Annotated in this window: 14 protein-coding genes and 3 tRNA genes; 7 read left to right on the top strand and 10 right to left on the bottom strand. The window is 43.2% G+C overall.

The genetic code is table 11. The features are described 5' to 3' along the window. Positions 1-40: 40 nt before the first annotated feature. Positions 41-2,110, bottom strand: coding sequence for a glycine--tRNA ligase subunit beta (glyS, locus tag AC5EUN_RS14620; protein WP_178896340.1), 2,070 nt, complete (start codon positions 2,108-2,110; stop codon positions 41-43). Then, positions 2,110-3,099 carry a glycine--tRNA ligase subunit alpha gene (glyQ, locus tag AC5EUN_RS14615; protein ID WP_086209633.1) on the bottom strand — a complete coding sequence of 330 codons (990 nt, stop codon included), beginning with the start codon at positions 3,097-3,099 and terminating at the stop codon, positions 2,110-2,112. Before glyQ ends, glyS begins: the two co-directional genes overlap by 1 nt. Positions 3,100-3,358: 259 nt before the next feature. Here glyQ and AC5EUN_RS14610 point away from each other — a divergent pair, with 259 nt between their 5' ends. Together AC5EUN_RS14610 and AC5EUN_RS14605 are read left to right on the top strand one after the other, a co-directional pair. Beyond that, a complete protein-coding gene (locus AC5EUN_RS14610; RefSeq protein ID WP_159152989.1) occupies positions 3,359-3,772 on the top strand; it encodes a lysozyme inhibitor LprI family protein in 414 nt (137 codons plus the stop codon). A gap of 110 nt (positions 3,773-3,882) precedes the next feature. Continuing rightward, on the top strand, positions 3,883-4,980 hold the full coding sequence (locus AC5EUN_RS14605; protein ID WP_010325819.1) for an HPP family protein: 1,098 nt from the start codon (positions 3,883-3,885) through the stop codon (positions 4,978-4,980). Between the two features lie 95 nt (positions 4,981-5,075). Here AC5EUN_RS14605 and AC5EUN_RS14600 read toward each other — a convergent pair whose 3' ends face one another. Then, positions 5,076-5,351, bottom strand: coding sequence for a PspC domain-containing protein (locus tag AC5EUN_RS14600; RefSeq protein ID WP_004692583.1), 276 nt, complete (start codon positions 5,349-5,351; stop codon positions 5,076-5,078). A 281-nt stretch (positions 5,352-5,632) separates the two neighbouring features. Between AC5EUN_RS14600 and AC5EUN_RS14595 the strand changes: the two genes are divergently transcribed. After that, complete coding sequence (locus tag AC5EUN_RS14595; protein WP_159152990.1) at positions 5,633-6,277, top strand: hypothetical protein; 645 nt, start codon at positions 5,633-5,635, stop codon at positions 6,275-6,277. Positions 6,278-6,420: 143 nt separating this feature from the next. Here AC5EUN_RS14595 and AC5EUN_RS14590 read toward each other — a convergent pair. The 5 genes from AC5EUN_RS14590 to AC5EUN_RS14570 all read right to left on the bottom strand — a co-directional run bounded on the left by AC5EUN_RS14590 (position 6,421) and on the right by AC5EUN_RS14570 (position 12,394). Continuing rightward, positions 6,421-6,496, bottom strand: a tRNA-Lys gene (locus AC5EUN_RS14590). Positions 6,497-6,598: 102 nt separating this feature from the next. After that, positions 6,599-6,674: transfer RNA gene (locus tag AC5EUN_RS14585), tRNA-Lys, on the bottom strand. Positions 6,675-6,693: 19 nt separating this feature from the next. Then, positions 6,694-6,769, bottom strand: a tRNA-Lys gene (locus AC5EUN_RS14580). Between the two features lie 130 nt (positions 6,770-6,899). Further along, entirely contained in the window at positions 6,900-8,741 is a 1,842-nt protein-coding gene (locus AC5EUN_RS14575) for a long-chain-acyl-CoA synthetase (protein WP_159152991.1), read from the bottom strand. 170 nt (positions 8,742-8,911) lie between these two features. Next, complete coding sequence (locus AC5EUN_RS14570) at positions 8,912-12,394, bottom strand: Rne/Rng family ribonuclease (RefSeq protein ID WP_178896338.1); 3,483 nt, start codon at positions 12,392-12,394, stop codon at positions 8,912-8,914. Between the two features lie 757 nt (positions 12,395-13,151). Here AC5EUN_RS14570 and AC5EUN_RS14565 point away from each other — a divergent pair. Further along, a complete protein-coding gene (locus AC5EUN_RS14565) occupies positions 13,152-14,090 on the top strand; it encodes an RluA family pseudouridine synthase (RefSeq protein ID WP_004692575.1) in 939 nt (312 codons plus the stop codon). A gap of 270 nt (positions 14,091-14,360) precedes the next feature. Then, complete coding sequence (locus AC5EUN_RS14560; RefSeq protein WP_058868855.1) at positions 14,361-15,029, top strand: HAD-IA family hydrolase; 669 nt, start codon at positions 14,361-14,363, stop codon at positions 15,027-15,029. A gap of 256 nt (positions 15,030-15,285) precedes the next feature. Here the strand turns inward: AC5EUN_RS14560 and AC5EUN_RS14555 are convergent, their stop codons facing one another. Both AC5EUN_RS14555 and hcaR read right to left on the bottom strand, forming a co-directional pair. Then, on the bottom strand, positions 15,286-15,963 hold the full coding sequence (locus AC5EUN_RS14555) for a DUF1345 domain-containing protein (RefSeq protein ID WP_058868856.1): 678 nt from the start codon (positions 15,961-15,963) through the stop codon (positions 15,286-15,288). A 301-nt stretch (positions 15,964-16,264) separates the two neighbouring features. After that, entirely contained in the window at positions 16,265-17,164 is a 900-nt protein-coding gene (gene hcaR / locus AC5EUN_RS14550) for a DNA-binding transcriptional regulator HcaR (protein ID WP_058868857.1), read from the bottom strand. A gap of 318 nt (positions 17,165-17,482) precedes the next feature. On the opposite strand from hcaR, the gene AC5EUN_RS14545 reads away from it, so the two are divergent. Together AC5EUN_RS14545 and AC5EUN_RS14540 are read left to right on the top strand one after the other, a co-directional pair. Further along, complete coding sequence (locus AC5EUN_RS14545) at positions 17,483-18,421, top strand: cation diffusion facilitator family transporter (protein WP_159152993.1); 939 nt, start codon at positions 17,483-17,485, stop codon at positions 18,419-18,421. Between the two features lie 70 nt (positions 18,422-18,491). Continuing rightward, positions 18,492-19,547 carry an MBL fold metallo-hydrolase gene (locus AC5EUN_RS14540; RefSeq protein WP_493352403.1) on the top strand — a complete coding sequence of 352 codons (1,056 nt, stop codon included), beginning with the start codon at positions 18,492-18,494 and terminating at the stop codon, positions 19,545-19,547. Positions 19,548-19,677 lie beyond the last annotated feature (130 nt).

Genomic DNA, 19,677 nt, shown 5'->3' with positions numbered 1-19,677 from the left:
AAACCCGCTTTAAAGCGGGTTTTTATTTCAATCATTCAGCTTAGTGCTGCAACACTGAAATATCTGCAACGCTAGTAAATAAATCACGCAACTGAGCCAGTAAACGTAAGCGGTTTGCTTTCAATTCAGCATCATCAGCCATCACCATAACACCTTCAAAGAAAGCATCAATCGGCGTACGAAGTGCAGCTAACTTAGAAAGTACTTCGGTGTAGTCTTTTGCAGCTAAAAGCGGTTGAACCACAGGCAGAATAGCTTGAATTTCTGCATAAAGTGCTTTTTCAGCATCTTCAACCAATTTAGACTCAACAATCTCACCCGTAGGTGCAGCTTCTTTCGCCAAGATATTGGCAACACGTTTATTCGCAGCAGCCAAAGCAGCAGCTTCAGGCAAACTACGGAAATGATTCACTGCAGTTACACGCTTATCAAAATCTAAAGGAGATTTTGGAGATAACGCTTGAACCGCTTGAATCACATCAACAGCAACGCCTTGGTCTTCGTATTTTGCACGGTAACGACCTTCAAGGAATGCAACAGCATCCGCTAAAGTCTTATCATGGTCTTTCAATACATCGCCATAAGCAGCCAAAGCAAGCTTGATCAATTCTTCAATCGAAACATCAAGATTATTTTCAGTCACTAAACGTAAGATACCAATTGCAGAACGACGTAAAGCAAACGGGTCTTTCGAACCTGTAGGTGCTTGACCAATACCGAAAATACCAGTCAGCGTATCTAAACGATCTGCAAGGGCAATCGTTGTACCTGTCTTGGTTTGCGGTAAAACATCGCCTGCAAACTTAGGTAAATATTGCTCGCCTAAAGCTTCCGCAACTTCATCATTCTCGCCTTCAATACGTGCATAGTAAGTGCCCGCAATCCCTTGAAGCTCAGGGAATTCACCGACCAATTCAGAGGTTAAATCACACTTTGCAAGTAATGCTGCTTTTTCAGCATCCGCAGGGTTTGCACCTGTGATCGCAGATAAAGCCATAGCCAATTTGGCAATACGTTCAGATTTATTCCAAAGCGTACCTAACTGTGCTTGGAAAACCATATTGGCGAGTTTTTCTTTACGAGATGCAAGCGGTTGCTTCTGGTCTTGTAAGAAGAAGAATTCTGCATCAGACAAACGAGGGCGTACAACTTTCTCATTCCCTTCAATAATTTGAGTTGGATCTTTAGACTCAATATTTGAAACAGTAATGAAGTAAGGCTGTAATTTATTGTCCGAATTCACCAAACAGAAATACTTCTGATTGTCTTGCATGGTGGTGATTAATGCTTCTTGAGGCACAGCAAGGAAACGTTCTTCAAAGCTTGCACGAAGCGCAACAGGCCATTCAACCAATGCAGTCACTTCATCACGTAAATCAGCAGGAACGATCGCAATGGCATTCACTTCATCAGCCAAAGCTTTCACTTGTTGGTCAATGATGGCTTGACGTTCTTCAAAATTCGCTACAACTTTTGCAGCGCGAAGCGCATCTAAATAAGCATCTGCATTGGCTAAAGTAATCGCTTCAGGTGCATGGAAACGATGACCATAAGTCACATTACCTGCTTTATGATCCTGAATGGTTGCATCAACAACATCATTGTCTTTAAGCAACACAACCCATTTTACAGGACGCACGAATTCAGTACGGCTTGCCGCAGAACGCATACGTTTTGCGATTGGAAGGTTATCCAAAGCGGTTTGTAAAATTTGTGGCAGTAAAACATCAAGGCTTTGACCTTGCACATCTTTTAGATAGCAAACTTTTTCAACTTTACCTGCTTGGAAAGTTGAAACTTGATCCGCAGTAATGCCTTGACCACGCATAAAGCCTTCAAGTGCTTTGGTTGGCTTACCTTCAGCATCATAAGCAGCTTGTACAGCAGGGCCGTCAAAACGTTTTTGAGTATCTGCTTGAGCAGCATCGACATTGATAATTTTCAATGCTAAACGACGAGGCGCTGCATAGGCTTCGATAGAATCAAAAGCTAAACCTGCATCTTTTAAGCCTTTTTCTGTTTCAGCTTGCAATGCATCACGTAAAGTTTTTAAGCTTTTTGGTGGAAGTTCTTCACAGCCAAGTTCAAATAAAACTGTATGTTTAGACATTATTTGTTCTCCGCTGATTTTTCTGCTTGAGCCGCTTCTGCTTCAACCTGAGCTTTCAATTGAGCTAAAACTTCATCACGTAAATGTGGTTCTGCCATTGGGAAACCAAGTTTGGCACGAGCCGCCACATAACTTTGCGCAATTGAACGAGCCAAAGTACGTACACGTAAAATATAACGTTGACGCTCAGTCACAGAAATCGCACCACGCGCATCAAGTAAGTTAAAGCTATGCGATGCTTTAATCACTTGTTCGTAGGCAGGAAGTGGAAGTTCAGCTTCCATTAAGCGCGTTGCTTCCGCTTCATAGAAATCGAACAATTCAAACATTTTTTCAACGTTGGCATATTCAAAGTTATAGGTCGATTGCTCAACTTCATTTTGATGGAATACATCACCATAGGTCACAGTACCAAATTGACCTTTGGTCCAAACAAGATCGTAAACAGAATCGACACCTTGTAAGTACATTGCCAAACGTTCAAGACCGTAAGTGATTTCACCTGTGACTGGATAACACTCAACACCACCGACTTGTTGGAAGTACGTAAATTGAGTCACCTCCATACCGTTGAGCCAAACTTCCCAACCTAAGCCCCAAGCACCCAGTGTTGGCGATTCCCAGTTGTCTTCTACGAAACGAATATCGTGAGTAAGGGTATCAATACCAATCGCTTTTAATGAGTCTAGGTAAAGTTGTTGGATATTGTCTGGGTTTGGTTTCAGTACTACTTGGAATTGGTAATAGTGTTGCAAACGGTTTGGGTTTTCACCATAACGACCGTCTTTAGGACGACGTGAGGGTTGAACGTATGCTGCGTTCCAAGTTTCTGGCCCAAGTGCGCGTAAGAATGTAGCAGTGTGGAATGTCCCTGCACCCATTTCCATATCGTAAGGTTGTAAAATCACACAACCTTGTTCAGCCCAGTAGTTTTGTAAGGCAAGAATTAAGCCTTGGAATGTATCAATATGCGATATGGCGCGACTCATGCAGCATCCATTATAAATATAAGAAAAAATTGGTTCTAAGTATAAGGATTTTGCAGGGGAGTGGCAAAGGTTTCAGCGGGATTCATTCATTTAAAAATTCAACTGTGATAGTTACGTAAAAGAAGTCAGATAGCACGATTTACGTATACCGAAAAGGATTGGACTGCGTGTATGACATAGACCATCTATTCTCTGATTTGAGCCAAATTGCCTGAGTTTGCTATATTAAATTGCTGCACAATAAAACCAAGAGCACATCATGCGAAAATTATATCTCCACATCCTTATTTCGTTGGCTACGTTCAGTGGAGCGGTTCACGCACAGCAGCAAGAGGCCGAGCTGGATGTTTATAATCAATGTGTCGAGCAAACCATTCAAGAGCAGCAACTGGCAGGGATTAACAATAGCGTGGTACAAATTTGTGCGGATCAAGCCAAACAGGGCTACGAAAAGCAAATTGTGGCATTACTCGATCAAATACGGGTGCAAAGTGCCGAATGGCAGCAGCCTGAACGTTATCAAGCCATTTTGAAATCACAACGCTTGTGGAAAGCCTATGTTGAGCAAGAGTGTGATAATGCAGGCCAGTATGTTGGATCGCCTATGTATGCTTTTTGTCCTATGCAGCAGTGTGCTGAACGGGTTGTACAGTTACAGCAATACGTTCACTAAAGAATTCAGTAGAATTACTCATAAAAATAAGATGTAAAATAGATGCATCTTATTGGTGAGACCACGTATAATTTTGCACCGGTTAAGTGCGAAAAAGTAGAAGGGTGGCTGTGTTTCATATGCAACTTGAATGGTTAAATACCTTAAAACCGAATTTTAAAGTGTTACCGCTAAAGGAAAGAATGCTCTGTGGTTTAGGTGCATTGTTGGGATTAGCACTGTCTTCACTCATAAGTTGGTGGCTTTTGGGTGGGATCAATGCATGGTATATCGCCCCGATGGGTGCGTCCTCGGTGTTGCTTTTTGCCGTACCAGCCAGTCCTTTGGCTCAGCCATGGAATATTGTGATTGGGAATACGATTGCAGCAGTAATTGGGGTGACCTGCGCACTCTATATTTCCAACTTAACAGAAGCATTTAGTGTTGCTGTGGCTTTGTCGATTATTTTGATGATGACGACAGACTCTTTGCATCCACCGAGTGGTGCTGTGGCAATTACAGCGGTGCTGGGAGGTGAGACGGTACACGAGCTGGGTTATCAGTTTGTATTTTATCCTGTTTTACTCAACTCGATCTTGCTTCTCGTGATTGCGATTGTGTTCAACCGTTTACTCGGGAAGCAATACCCAACTGTGGCGCAAGTCAATACGCGTAGCACCGACCCGACCCCCACCCAGAAGGTTACGATTCAACCTGAAGATATTCATCAAGTTTTAGCCCAAGAAACACAGTTACTCGACATCAGTGAATATGATTTACAAAAACTGATTTTAAAAGCTCAAGCGCAGGCCGATACTCGCTTTCATATAGACCTACGTTGTCGGGACATTATGAGTAAAGATGTCCTGTGTTTATATGAAGATGAAGACATTCAAGTCGCTGTGGAAAAATTTAAACAGGTCAATCTAATGAGTTTACCTGTGTTAAATCGAGCTGAACAAGTATGCGGCACCTTAGCTTTATATGAAGTGGTCGAGTGGTTCCAAAAGGCAACGGATTTGCGTACCTCTTGGCAAGATCAAGTCAAGCACATTATGAAACGTCAGGTGGTCACGGTACAGCCGGATCAAGAACTACAAGATTTGATCCCGTACTTTGTTGAACGTTCTTTTAACTATATTCCTGTGGTTGAAAACAAGGCTTTGGTCGGCATCATTAGCCGTGCCGATATGATTGCAGCGTTGTATCGTCTGTTACAACATCGTTAAGTCATGTGAGTGTCGTAGGCAAAAAAAAGCTACGACACTTTGGGGGAAGTGGTCGTAGCATAAAAAGAAACTTTTTTGAGACGAAAGATGTGCGCTTATGGGTTGCGATGATCTGGATTAACAGTACGCATCGTATTGCTATAACCCGATCGAGCCTGTGGAGAATGCTCGATTTGGTCTTTTTGTTTCGGCATCACCAACCAAAGAATCAGGTAAACCAAAATTCCAGGGAATGCTGCACTTAACAGTGAAATGGTGATGAAAACAATACGAAGTAAATTTGCGTTCCAACCAAAACGTTCAGCAATACCACCCATCACACCAGCAATCATGTTTGAGCGGTTTGAGCGATATAAACCAACATTGGCCATCTAGGTCTCCTTAAAAATTAAAATCTGAGTGGCTTTATGCACTCATAATTTAAAAATGGAGATGGAATTAAGTTTTTAAAGGTGACGGAGCTAATTAAAAAGTAAAGTTATGTAAAGAGATAAAAGCTGGGGTTTTGATCAGGACTAAAATGTGCTCTATTTGGCGTTGAGCCAGCTGCTTAAAGTCAGCAAGTCATTTGAATCCGAGAAAACACCAGGGGTCAGGATGGAATATTCGTGATGGTTATGGAGATTAATCACGTGCAGAAAGTGAGTGTGGAATGAAGTTGAAACGAAAGCATCAGGGTTTGATTGGCGTATTACTGCAAGGAGCGGTGGCGCTAATCGGTGTATCGTTAGCTGGCTGTGATGGTGGGCTGTCGGAAGCGTCACAACAACATGAAAATAGCACGGTAGAGGACGCGGTTGTTCCGCCTGAGTCGGGGAAGAAGCTGACTGAGGTGGCAGGACGGGCAACCATGCAAGATGATTCGGAGTATGCACCTCGTAAGCTGGATATTGGTGAACAGCAGTTCATCGGGCGTTATCGCACACAAATTCAATGTGATGGTTATTTTTTCCCTTGTGAAACGGGGAAGGCTGATTTTATTCTCAATTTTTTACCTGATGGTACGGTGCATCGCAGCATTGTTCGCTTAGGTAAGGTCTTTTCGGAAAAACAACGCCCTGGCTTTTCAAACTTAAGTTATCGCCGTGATACGTGGACCATGAATAAAGAGCGAACAGAGCTGATTGTGCATCGTAAAGAGGGGATTAATTTTTATTATCGCGTGGTAGATTCGCAAACGCTGCAAATGGATTTAGATAAAAGTAATAATCTAGATACCACTAACCAAAAATGGTATGCGCGAGGTTTTCCGAAATTAGAGCGTGCGTATACGTTAAAGCGTGAGCCTAATTCATAGTTAAAATGGAATTGGGTAAAGCAATAAAATACGACTGAAGAATAATAATAGTGAAGAAATGAACAGCGTGCGAATTTTATGACTTAAATAGCGTGTCGCTAAATAAATGTCATATCAATGCAATTAAAGAGGATTTAAATAAATGGTGGGTCGTCCGCGATTCGAACGCGGGACCAACGGATTAAAAGTCCGCTGCTCTACCAGCTGAGCTAACGACCCTGAGCAAGGTGTGCGAAAGAGTATTCGCTGAAAGTTTAAAAAAGAAATTTTTAAAGCATTCGAACCTGAGCAGGTTTGTAAAATTAGATTTTACAAGAAAGATGGTGGGTCGTCCGCGATTCGAACGCGGGACCAACGGATTAAAAGTCCGCTGCTCTACCAGCTGAGCTAACGACCCATCAAGGGTATCAAAGGAATGGTGGGTCGTCCGCGATTCGAACGCGGGACCAACGGATTAAAAGTCCGCTGCTCTACCAGCTGAGCTAACGACCCATATCATTTGATGGAGCGTATTGTAGCAAGATATGCATCGAGCGCAAGTAAAAAATCGCAAACTTGTTGATGTTTGATTATAAATACAACAAATTTGCGATTAGGTAGCTAAAAAACAAGCAATTCGAGTTTAGAAGCGATATTGATACGCTTGAATGTTATCAAAGACTTGTTGCGTTAAATCTGCATATGCACTGCTGTTGGGTAACAGGACCAGCAAACGTTCATCCGTTTTTTTCGGGTCAAAGGCTTGTGCTTTTAGCTTGTTCTTTTGGTATTTAAATGTTCCTGTAGTTTCAACTTGCTTTTGTACGCGTAAGAAAACGGGTACAGCATAGGCAGGGAGGCATTTTTTAAAGCTCACGAGCATTTGAGCTAAATCCTGCTCATTCAGTTCAGCGCCATCTGCCAGTGTAATCGCAGCCATTCCCGCACGACCATTGGTGTTCGGAATTTCAACACCATATACTACAGCTTCGGTGATTTTGTCATATTCACTAACCATGTTTTCAACTTCAGTCGTGGACACATTTTCGCCTTTCCAGCGGAAGGTATCGCCTAAGCGGTCGACGAATTGGGCATGACGAAAGCCAATGTCGCGGACTAGGTCCCCTGTGTTGAAATAAGCATCGCCGGATTTGAAGACATCTTTAAGAATCACTGATTTATTTTTTTCAGGATCAGTATAGCCATCAAATGGAGAACGGCGGGTAATTTTACCAATCAATAAACCAACTTCGCCTTTTTTGACCTTGATACAGCCACCTTTGGCATCATAAACAGGCGCATTTTTGTCTTTATCAAACTGGATAATGGCATAAGGCGTAGGTGAAAAGCCGACAGTGTTGTCAAAGTTGAATACATTGCTAAAACCGACATTGCCTTCACTCGATGCATAAAGCTCTAAAATTTCTTCAATACCAAACCGCTGTTTGAATTTGTCCCAAATATTCGGACGCATGCCATTGCCGATCATTTTGGTGACACGGTGGCCTTTTTCTAACGTTGAAGGTGATGCATCCATGAGGTAGCGACATAACTCACCGACATAGCCAATGGCAGAGGCATCGAACTTTTGCACATCTTTCCAAAAAGCAGAAGTGGAGTATTTACGGCGTAAAGCCAAGGTGCCCGCACCCGCAATCACGCCACACCAACACACCACAATGCCTGTTGCATGGTACAGCGGCAAGGTGACATACATCACATCGTCTTTACCGAGGTTCAGCACGTGCCCGTAGGTTCCATAAGCCAACGTCCAGCGGCTATGCGTGAAAATAACGGCTTTAGGCAAACCGGTTGTGCCTGAGGTATAAATATAAAATAAGCCATCTTTACCCAGCACACTGTGTGTGGTTGGGGTATTGAATTTGGCAAAGGCATCAATTTTTTCAGCAAGATTACTAAAACCTTGTGGTGCAAGGCCTGCATCTTTTTGGGTTTCTTGGTCGGCAAACCAATAGAAACGATCCGCAGTGAGATTTAGATCATGACGGATTTCATCAACTGCGGCACGGCATTCTTCACCCACGATGACTGCAATGGGTTTGACCAGATTAATACTATGCGCCAGCACTTTACCGACTTGAGAGGTGTTGACTAAAGCCGCAGTAACGCCAATTTTGGCAAGTGCAATCACGGTTGCAACCAATTCAGGGCGGTTTTCAATCATCACTGTGATGACATCCCCCTTTTTTGCCCCGATGGATAAAAAATAATGCCCGATTTGGTTTGCCCATTCATTGAGGGCTTGGTAGCTAAATTTTTGATCTTCAAAAAGCAGGGCCATACCGTGAGGGTTGCGCTTCACTGCTTTTTCAAAAGCAATCCCGAGGCCTGCTGGGGTGTTTGGGGTACGTAAATATGCTTGCTTTAATCCACTGAGTAAGTTGGGAACTTTACTGATGAATTGAGGAAGTTTTGCTGCAACGTCAGTAATACCAATGAGGTCATGTGATGGGTGTTGGCTCATATGAATCCTAATTATTTTATGCAATCCAATGCGTTTGAATAGTGCTCAGTTTCTACACTTGTTCTTTTAATCGTTTCGGTCTAGTGCAATCAACCTAATCTGACGAAAATAACAAAAAAACCTAGCCACTGACATGACTAGGTTTTTAAAATTTATAACTCTAGGGCGAATTACGATTCAGTCGGGCTCGCTTTTTTCGGTGGACGACCGCGTGGACGACGTGGGCGAACTGGCTTGTCCGAGTCTGATTTATCTGACTCGTCCGCAGCTGTTTCCGTTACAGTTTCAGTCGCTTCTACTTTTTCAGTTTGCTTTGATGCTCTAGGTGCTTTGGCTTGAACTGGAGCAACAACAGCTTCTACTTCTTCAACCGCAGCTACATCTGCCGAGCTTTTTACTTCACTGCTTTCAACGGCAACAGGCGCTTCGCTTTCTGTTACAAGAGCAGGCTCGTTTTCCTCTGGAGTTACAGCAGGCGCAGCTTCAGCAGTAGGCGTTTCTGCAACAATCGCTGTTTCAGGCGCTGACGATTCAGCAACAGGCGCTGTTTCGCGTGCTTGTTTAGCTTGTTCAGCAGCAAGTTTAGCTAGACGACGACGCTCACGCGGGTCATTTGCAACACGTTGTTCAGATACAGGTGCAGGCGGTGTCAGGTCCAATACTGGAACTGGCTCTGCTTCAGGCTGCGCTTTTGTGATTTCAACATCACGGGTGACCGGTTTTTTCTCTGCTTCAACAGCAGGCGTTGTCACAGTTTTGCTCAACGTTGCTGCATACTCTTCAGTAAATTTCTGAAGGGCACGGTTGAAGGTTGGAATTAAACCAAACTGCTCAATCAGCACTGAACAGTCTTCACCATAGACATGGCGAATCAAGCTGCTGATGGTGTACTGACCTAAAGTTGGCACCTGTGAAGGTGTGAGTTTAGGTATTTCAGTTTGCTGTGTATGTGCAGCGCGTTGTTGGCGACGGCGTTGACGTGGGTCATTGCTGGCACGTTTTACGCTTTCACGTGGTTTTTGCTCTGCTTGTTGTTCAGTAGGTGCTGCTACAACTTCAGCTGATTTCTCCTGTACCACTTTCTCAGCTTTTACTTCAACTTCTGCTTTCGCAACAGCCGCTTGCTGAGGCTTGGTTTCGGTTGCAGTGTGTACGGGTGGAGTTAATGCCACGATTTCACTTTGCGCTTGATCGACATTGACCACATGGGCTGTTGTGATCATTTCTTGACGCGGTGCTTCAATCAACTCAACTTTAACTTGAGGTTCTTGAACCACAGCTGGCGCTGTTTCAGTCGCTTGCTCATTCAGTACACTTGGATCGCGATGGCGATTTGGGCGCTCTGGACGAGGTTGGTTACGGCGGTCACGACGTGGCATTGCATTTTGCTGTTCGTTTTGAACATCAGTGTTTTGCTGTTGCTCACCGTGTTGGCGACGTGATGAACGCTTGTTATCACGTGGTTCCTGACGTTGCTGTTCACTGCGCTCTGGACGGTCTTGACGTTGTTGTTCAATGCGCTCAGAACGTTGTTCATGACGGTCTTGGCGTTGTGGTTCATTGCGTTCAGGACGTTGTTCATAACGATCTTGGCGCTGTTGATCTTGACGAGAGACCTGCACAATTTCTTCATGAACTTGGTTGTTATGTTGCGCATTTTGCTCACGTGACTCTTTGTGCTTATTAGGGCGCTTTTTGTTGTGGCGTGTGCCGCGTTCTTCTTTCTCTACATGCTTATCTTCACGGTGTTCAGATTTTGCATGAACAAGTGCAGAGCTCATGTAGACATTATTGCTTGGTGCAACTGGTGCCGCAGCAGGCGTACCAACTTGACCAAACTGACCACGGCTCACTGCACCACCATTCACCATTTGCTCAATGGCAGCAGCAGCATTATTTGCAGAACGTGATTGATCGACAGTCACAGCTTGTTTTTGTACAAACAAGTTTTCTAACCATGCACATGGGCTGCTTGAAGGAGCCGTTTGGGCAGGGGTTTGTTGCGCAACTTGTTGTTGTGGCGCGTTGTTACGAGGTTTTTTGTTGCCTTTTTCTTGTTGTGCAGGCGCAGGAGCGGCATGTTGATGCACATGATCTGCGCCATCTAAATGCCATTCTGATGACTCGTAACCCAACTCTTTTTCGCTTGAACGTGTTGCTTCTGTACGTTCATAGCTGGTTGGTGCAAAGCCTTCAGGGTTATACGAAATTTCGTAATGTGGGGTTTCTAAGTGTGGGTGCGGAAGCACAGTCACACGAACACCTGAGGTTTGTTCAAGGTAAACCAGCGTGTGACGCTTTTCATTCAATAAGAATGCTGCAATTTCAACAGGAACCTGTACTTGAACTTCACCATGACGTTCACGCAGCGCAATTTCTTCTACTTTACGCATGATTGAAAGCGATAATGAACGTAAGTCACGAACCATACCTGTGCCATGACAGCGCGGGCAGACATAACCTGTTGCTTCTTCAAGCGAAGGGCGTAGACGTTGACGGCTCATTTCCATCAAGCCAAAACGAGACAATTGACCGAATTGGATACGGGCACGGTCGCTTTGTGTTGCTTCGCGAAGTTTCGCCTCAACCATACGTTGGTTGCGGTCTTTGGTCATGTCGATAAAGTCGATTACTACCAAACCACCAATGTCACGTAAACGCAGTTGACGTGCAATTTCTTCCGCTGCTTCAAGGTTGGTATTGAGCGCTGTATCTTCAACGTCACTACCACGGGTTGATTTTGCAGAGTTAATGTCAATTGACACTAATGCTTCGGTTTGGTCAATAACGATTGAACCGCCTGAAGGAAGTTTAACTTCACGTTCATAAGCTGTTTGAATTTGGCTTTCAATACCAAAATGCGCAAATAATGGTTCATTTAGCGTATAAGTTTTTAACTTGTCGATTTGACGAGGCATAACTGCTTTTACGAAGTTATAGGCTTCGTTATAGGCTTGCTCTGAATCAATTAAGATTTCAGCAACATCATCACGTAAATAATCACGAATCGCACGTGTCACCACGCCTGCTTCTTGGTGAACCAGCATTGGTGATGGACCAGAACTTGCTGTGTTTTGGATTTGCGCCCAAAGATCAAGTAAGTGCTGTAGGTCGAGTTGTAATTCTTCTTGAGAACGGCCAATACCCGCAGTACGTACAATCACGCTCATGCCACGAGGTACATTTAACGACGCCAACATTTCTTTCAATTCTTCACGTACTGAACCTGAAATTTGACGGCTAATACCACCACCTTTCGGGTTGTTTGGCATGAGTACCAAGTAGCGACCAGCTAAAGAAATGAAGGTAGAAAGAGCAGCGCCTTTGTTACCACGCTCTTCTTTTTCAACTTGAACCAAAAGCTCTGTGCCTTCAGTGATCAATTCACGAATGTTTGAAGTTTGGCGTGGGTCTGCTTGGTAATATGAATTTGCGATTTCACGCATAGACAAGAAGCCTTGACGTCCCGCACCATACTCAACAAAGACGGCTTCTAAAGAAGGCTCAACGCGAGTCACGTGACCTTTATAGATATTAGATTTTTTTTGTTCACGGGTACGATTCTCTAAGTCAAAATCGTAAAGACGCTGCCCAGTGACAAGTGCAACGCGAATCTCTTCTGCATGTGTTGCATTAATCAACATACGTTTCATGGGTGTAACACCTAATAGTGATACACAGCAAACTATCGCTAAACACGTAGCGAACATCAAACATCACGGACCAATTTTGCTCAGATCTCAAATAAACCGATTGTGGTCTGAGTTTTATTACCTGCCTTTTTGATCGGCTTCGGTTTTGATTCACATATTGATGATGGCAATACGGCTTCAATCTTTAAACGATTAAAGTCTCCTGCGCGTTTCACTGGCGGACAAGCGGTGCATTGGATGTAAGTAACTTTCACTGTCACATTTGCTCGAAGAGCAACCCTTCTTTTTGGATAGGGTGTCTTGATACGGAATTATCATCGTACCTTTACAATTGAACAGATCCATATGCATCAACGCTGTGGCCTGAATACGACATCAGGGAGCGACTAATCTGATGTATATCAGTTTACGTTTAAAAACCAACCTTCGTTGGTCACATATTTTTTTGGGGCAAACTGATTTATGTGCAGATGCACAATTAAACCTAACAGTTTGCTGTTTTGCCGATATAATAAGCCTTCGGCGTCGGCATAATTCTTTTGGGACCGTTCCAAGCTGAGTTGAGTTATTTTCTTAACTATTCAATTTAAAATTGAAATGATTAAGCTTTTGACTCACTTATGGTGGTATCCGTGCGCTGACTATATCAAACCTTGTACCATCTGCCTATGGGCTAAGCTAGTCTTTCTTGTGTAAAGCATAGCCTAAATGGTCATTTTTTATTCAAATTCCGTATTTTTTAGGTCGCAGTAACTGTATGAATTCTACCCAACAATGGCAAAACGTGACGTGGTTTGAAGTGGACGAGCATCAAGCAGGGCAACGGATTGATAACTTTTTATTTAGCCGTTTAAAAGGTGTGCCTAAAAGTCGTATTTATCGCCTGATTCGTGAAGGTCAGGTTCGCGTGAATAAAAAGCGTATAAAAGCAGAAACTAAGTTGTCTATTGGTGACCAGATTCGTGTGGCACCAATTCGCTATGAACAAAAAGATGAAAATGCGGCGCCTGTTTCTGACAAAGTAGCACAGAGTTTACTCAGCCGTGTGGTGTATGAAGATGAGGGCTTGATGGTCGTCAATAAGCCCTCTGGCATTGCCGTACATGGCGGCAGTGGCGTGGCTTATGGTCTGATTGAAGGTTTACGTGCGGCAACAGGTAAGAAATATTTAGAACTGATTCATCGTATTGACCGTGATACCTCAGGTTTGGTGATGATTTCTAAAAAGCGTAGTGTGTTAAAAAGTTTGCAAGACATGTTGCGTGAACACAAAATTAAGAAAACTTACGCCGCTGTTGTCAAAGGTGTGGTGAGTTTAGACAAGCAGTTAATTGATGCACCTTTACACCGTTATGAACTGGCCAATGGTGAACGTCGTGTGCGTGTGTCGAGTGAAGGTAAAGAGTCTAAAACGCAGTGGAATGTGGCTGAGCGCTTTATGCATGCAACCTTAGTCTACGCATCGCCACTTTCAGGGCGTACCCATCAAATTCGTGTGCATGGTTTAAGCATTGGTCATCCATTGGTCGGTGATGATAAATATGGTCATGAAACAGAATATAAAGGACCGAAACCGCGTCGTTTATGTCTGCATGCAATGCGTTTAGACATTCCTGGTTATGCGCCGATTGAAGCGCCGTTACCTGAAGATATGCAGAGTATTGTGGCGCAGTTAAGAGCACAAAAGAAGGACTAAGTCTTTTCCCTTTCATTTTGGGAGAAGTGATAAAGCCATGACTTTTGTTGGTTGTGATTAATTTAAAAGGATGCTGTATTGGTCATCTTTGCTTTTCAAAGATGAAAAGTAACAAAAATCTTTTGTTGAGCTGATGGAAGTCCTGAACGCGCTTTAAGCACTGCTTTAAAGCGAAGTGCAAGTCAGCTCAACGGCGACATCCTTTTCGCCATCGTGTAGCAAATGCATCGTGTAAATTGACTTTATAAAAGTAAATATTGGAACCCCAGCATGAACAAACCTGTAGAACTGATTATCTTCGATTGGGATGGAACTTTATTTGATTCAGTGGGGCAGATTGTGGCGAGTTTATTGTTTGCCGCGCAGCAATTTGCACAGCCTTTAACTGCTGATGCTGCAAAAAGTATTATTGGTTTAGGTTTGCCAGAAGTCGCGCAGCGATTATTTCCTCAAGTGCCTGAGCTACATACAGAGATTCTGCAATGCTATGCCGAGCATTATGTGGCGAACTCGAAAGGTGATGTCTGGTTCGACGGCGTAGCCGATATGTTGAATGGCTTACGTGAAGCGGGTTTACAGTTAGCAGTGGCGACAGGTAAAAGTCGTAAAGGCTTAGATCGAGTATTGGTGCAAACACAGAGCCAAGCACTATTTGTGACAACACGTGCTGCAAGTGAAACCAAGTCCAAACCGCATCCTTTGATGTTGGAAGAAATTTTAGCTGAAACGGGTGTGTCTGCTGAACGCGCGATTATGGTCGGTGATACCAGTTATGACCTAGAAATGGCGCGTAATATTGCCATGCCGAGAATCGGGGTGAGCTATGGGGTGCACACACCTGAAACGCTCAGACAATATCAACCTTTAGCCATCGCTGATGATGTGCCGAGCTTGCAGCAGCATTTATTACAATATGTTGACCTTAAACAAGTGATTTAACTTGAGTGGTCTAAATATATAACCTGTGGAAGATGGTCAGAGTGAGCCTGCCTGTTTTGGGTCGATCATCTTTAAAGCTTTTGTCTTTAGTATGTTTTAAGGCGAATGAACGTTTCATTTAACTTTTGGATTTGTGATTTGAAAAAGCTCTTTGATGGGGCTTTTTTTTGTGATGTTGTCGTTGAAAGGACTTCAATCATCGCCTTTATATTGGATGGTTGTCATTTGAGAGGATGACCAATAAATAAAAAAACGTTTAAAGCGTGATAAAACCTGCTGCGACATTGATACTAATGGCGAGAATTGAGGTGTTAAAACCATAAGCTAAAATAATATGCAGAATATTCAGAATACGCATTGAACGCGAAGTAATGGAAACATCCGCGGTTTGCGCAGAAGTACCAATCACATAACTAAAATATAAAAAGTCGGGATAGGTTGGTTGAGCCGTTTTGGGAAAGTCTAAGCCTGCATCTTGTTGGTCTGCGAGAGCCAGATAATAATCATGCGCATAATGAATGGCAAATACGGTATGCATAAAGAACCATGCGCTAATAATGGTGAGTAAGGACAGCGCCAAGTGCCCGTATTTGATGGTTGGGTCATTCGGAAGATGAGTCAATTCTAATACAATCGCAATTAAGCACATGAGCAAAGTCAGGATGACCAACAGTAGAATGATCCATTTACTGGCATCTTGCTGCTGTGCATGTTGCAGAATGTGCCGATGGTCAACAGACCACAGGGTGGTCATGGTTTTGACTAAATAACTTGAGACGGCAATATTCCAACTGATCAATAAATTGGTCGACCAAGACCAGTCGGTAAATGTATTCAGCAGCGTATAAAAAACAGCAGTCAGCAAAAAACTAATGAAAAAGAAGGGGCGAAATTTCATTGCTGTTTTTAAACGCTGCAAAGTGGGCACTGGCATAATTTTCTCCTTCTTCGTTTTATTTTTTTCGTGCAGCTAAAGTCACAAGATCTACTTCAGTACCAGTCTGTGTTCGGACTTCAGCTGTAGGGAACTTGACAAAAGCCTGTTTTTCTTAGCCTATCCTAGATTAAAAAGAATGCAAAATGAAAAAGCGAGATGTCATCGACATCGCTTAAAAACATAAGGGTGCAAATATGCTTGTCTTACAGCGTATAGTTCTATGAGAAAGGCGCGTAACTATTTATTCAGAAAATAGTGGCGCGCCGAATGAGATGAATAATCAGGACTCACTGCGGAGTTATTCGCGGTTAATATCCAAATAAAATACCCGAGTCAGTAATTCTATAAATTTAGTCACTGCCAGTGAGCTGTTATTTTTACGATAGTTCACATACAGATCCAAATACGGCAGCTCAACCTCAAGTGGACGAATTACCGTGTTGTTCATGCTAAGTGGCGCAACATAACCAGGTAAAATTGTACAGCCGAGCCCCAAGCCAATCGCATTGATATTGAATAGAATATTGTCCGCTTTTTGCACAATGTTGAATTCGACATTATGAGCTTTGGCAAATTCTAAAATGGTCTGGTGTAAAGTCTCTGACTGCTCGGCTGCGGGAATAATAAAATCAATGCCATCTAATGCTTTAACCGGAATTCGCTCGTATTGGGCTAAAGGATGGTCTTTTGGCAACAGGAAAATGAGTGGTTCACGCAGTACAAACTGGCTTTCAATTTCATCACTATGGACATTATTTCGCGTAAAGCTAATGTCCAGCTCCCCTTTTTTCAGCAAACGCAGTTGTTCAGTATTGTTCATACTGAATAACTCAATTTTTAACTCTGGGTTTTGTACTCGTAAATTGGGCAGTACATAAGGAAAGATTTTCATTTCCGCCACAGGGACAAAACCAATGCGGAGCATCTGCTGTTTGGCCTGTGACACTTGACGTGCCATAGCCACCGCTTTGTCTGCCTGAGCTAGTGTGAGACGAGCTTGTTCAAGGAAAACAGCACCTTCTTCTGTGAGTTCAACTTTTCGCTTGGTTCGATACAGTAACTGTACGCCGACATCTTCTTCAAGGTCTTTGATTTGCTGACTTAATGAGGGTTGAGCGGTATAAAGTTTCAGTGCTGCTTTACTAAAGTTCAGTTCTTCAGCAACAGTAATGAAATAGCGAAGGTGTCTAAGTTCCATATAAATAACCCACTGACTAATCCAAAAAATGTCTTACCATGACTGCCGTAAAGTATAATCGATAAACAATGATGCCGTGAAGATGATTCAATTGTTTAGAAAATAAATGATCTTGGGTTGAGTCTTAAGACTTTTCTATACGAAATAACTTTTTTAATAATTGCTAAAAGGTATTAATTAAATATTGAAAATAGTTCATACCAATCACCTGAAAATCAGGGGAGGTGAACTACATAAAAATACAGTTGCGTTTTGCCGAAATTGGATATGATAAAAACATAAATATAATTTAATTGAACATACGGGCTAAAAATCGATATGGCAGATTCAAATAAACTGGTGGTCTATGCCGCGCTGTTGGGGAATTTAGCCATTGCGCTAGTAAAGTTTATTGCGGCTTATCTGACCAATAGCTCTGCCATGTTGAGTGAAGCGATTCACTCTGTTGTGGATACCTTAAACGAAATTTTACTGTTATATGGATTGAAGAAGTCAAATAAACCTGCCAATTTTAATCATCCTTTTGGCTACGGGCGAGAGCTATATTTTTGGGCCTTCATTGTATCTCTTATGGTCTTTGCCTTAGGGGCATTGGTGTCTATGTACAATGGGATCATGCACATTTTGCACCCTGAACCTATTCTAAACCCGACCATCAATTATGTTGTACTTGGCTTTGCATTTGTAAGTGAAGGTATTTCATGGTGTGTTGCTCTGAAAGTGTTTCGTACGGCGAAAGGTCAGCAAGGTTATTTTGAGGCCTTTCGTCGCAGTAAAGACCCCACCACGTTTACCGTTCTGTTTGAAGACTCTGCTGCATTAATTGGGCTGTTGATTGCCTTTCTCGGTATTTATTTGGCACATCGTTTAAATATGCCTGCACTGGATGGAGTGGCGTCCATTCTGATTGGGCTGGTTTTGGCGGTGTCCGCTTTTCTTTTGGCACGAGAAACCAAAGGTTTGCTGCTCGGTGAGACCGCAGACCTGCATGTACGTCAAAATATCTTAAAAATTGCCCAAGACGATGAAGGCGTACTGTCGGCCAACGGCTTACTGACCGAGCAAATGGGTGCCAAGCAGGTTTTGGCCTCGTTGAGTGTAGAATTTGAAGATCACCTCACTACCGATGAGATAGAAGCGTGTGTTAATCGAATTGAAGTAAAAATTAAACAAAAACATCCTGAAATTGTGGCACTCTTTGTGAAGCCGCAATCAAAAAAAGTGTGGTTAGAGCGAATGCAAGGACGCTTGGAATAGGTTAAGGTAGAGGTCAGTTTTCAAAACTGGTCCTGTTACTGGTGTATTGCAATAAAGATAACGACGTTAAATGAAGCCAAAATCAACTGAACTCCATTATCAAATTCCGACTGAAAATACCATGTCCCATACATGGCGACAGCCCGAATTTCAGTTTCTACACTCCGACCATTATAACGGGACTCGCTTTGTCAATTCGGTTCGTCGACCTGAGGGCCGTAGCCGAGGCGACTTGGTGAAATGGTTGATTAAGCGTAAATCTTCGACATGGAATGTGGATTTGGCGCAAGAGTATGCGCACTTTCATGCTGATAAAAAAAGCCTGCCGCAAGATCGGCCCCATGCCGATTTAAAGGATTGGCAGGTTTGGTTTGTGGGTCATGCCACGGTATTACTTCAAATTGGGCCGTATAACTTATTGACCGATCCTGTGTGGGCGGAACATGTCAGTCCGAAGCAAGGTCGGGGACCTCGCCGTGTTATGTCTGCTGGCATTGCCTTGGAAGATTTACCGACCATCCATGCAGTGCTTTTGAGCCACAACCACTATGACCATATGGATATTGCCAGTCTGAACTGGTTGTATGAGCGTTTCGCCATGCCCATTTACACAGGTTTGGGCAATGGATGGTATTTACCCAAGCACTTACAAGTGCTGGAAATGGATTGGTGGCAGTCGGCGCGTCTGCATGATTTAAAACTGGTCTATACCCCAGCACAGCATGGTTCTGGCCGTGGGCTGCGTGATCAAAACCGTGCGTTATGGGGCGGGTTTAGTATTCACTGTGGCGCTGACTATGCTTATTTTGCGGGGGATACGGGTTATTCACCGCACTTTAAAGAGCTGCATCAGCGTTTTGGCGCACCGCGAATTGCATTACTGCCCATCGGGGCGTATGAACCGCGTGAGCTCATGCGCTATATGCATATGAATCCGCAAGATGCTTTTCAAGCACATAAAGACCTGCATGCCAAATGTTCGATGGCCATTCACTATCGTACCTTTCAGCTGACCGATGAAAGTCGTGAACAACCTGAAATTGACTTGAAAGTGGCGATGAAAAATAGCTCGAAGCTGATGAATCCATTTGTCTGCTTAAGAGAAGGTCGACGTTTAAGCGTGTAATGAACGCAAACGCTTTAAGTATAAGATCAGGTGATGGCTGGCAAAACAGTCATCACCGAGACCATAAGGACATCACCAAAGTATCTTTCAAATAAAATCTAAAAACCGAAAGTATGCCTTTTTTGTTTAA

The organism is Acinetobacter sp. CAU_H_S170_2, assembly GCF_058890445.1.
Note: the sequence above shows the minus strand (reverse complement) of the source record. Positions and strands in the feature narration are given on the sequence as shown.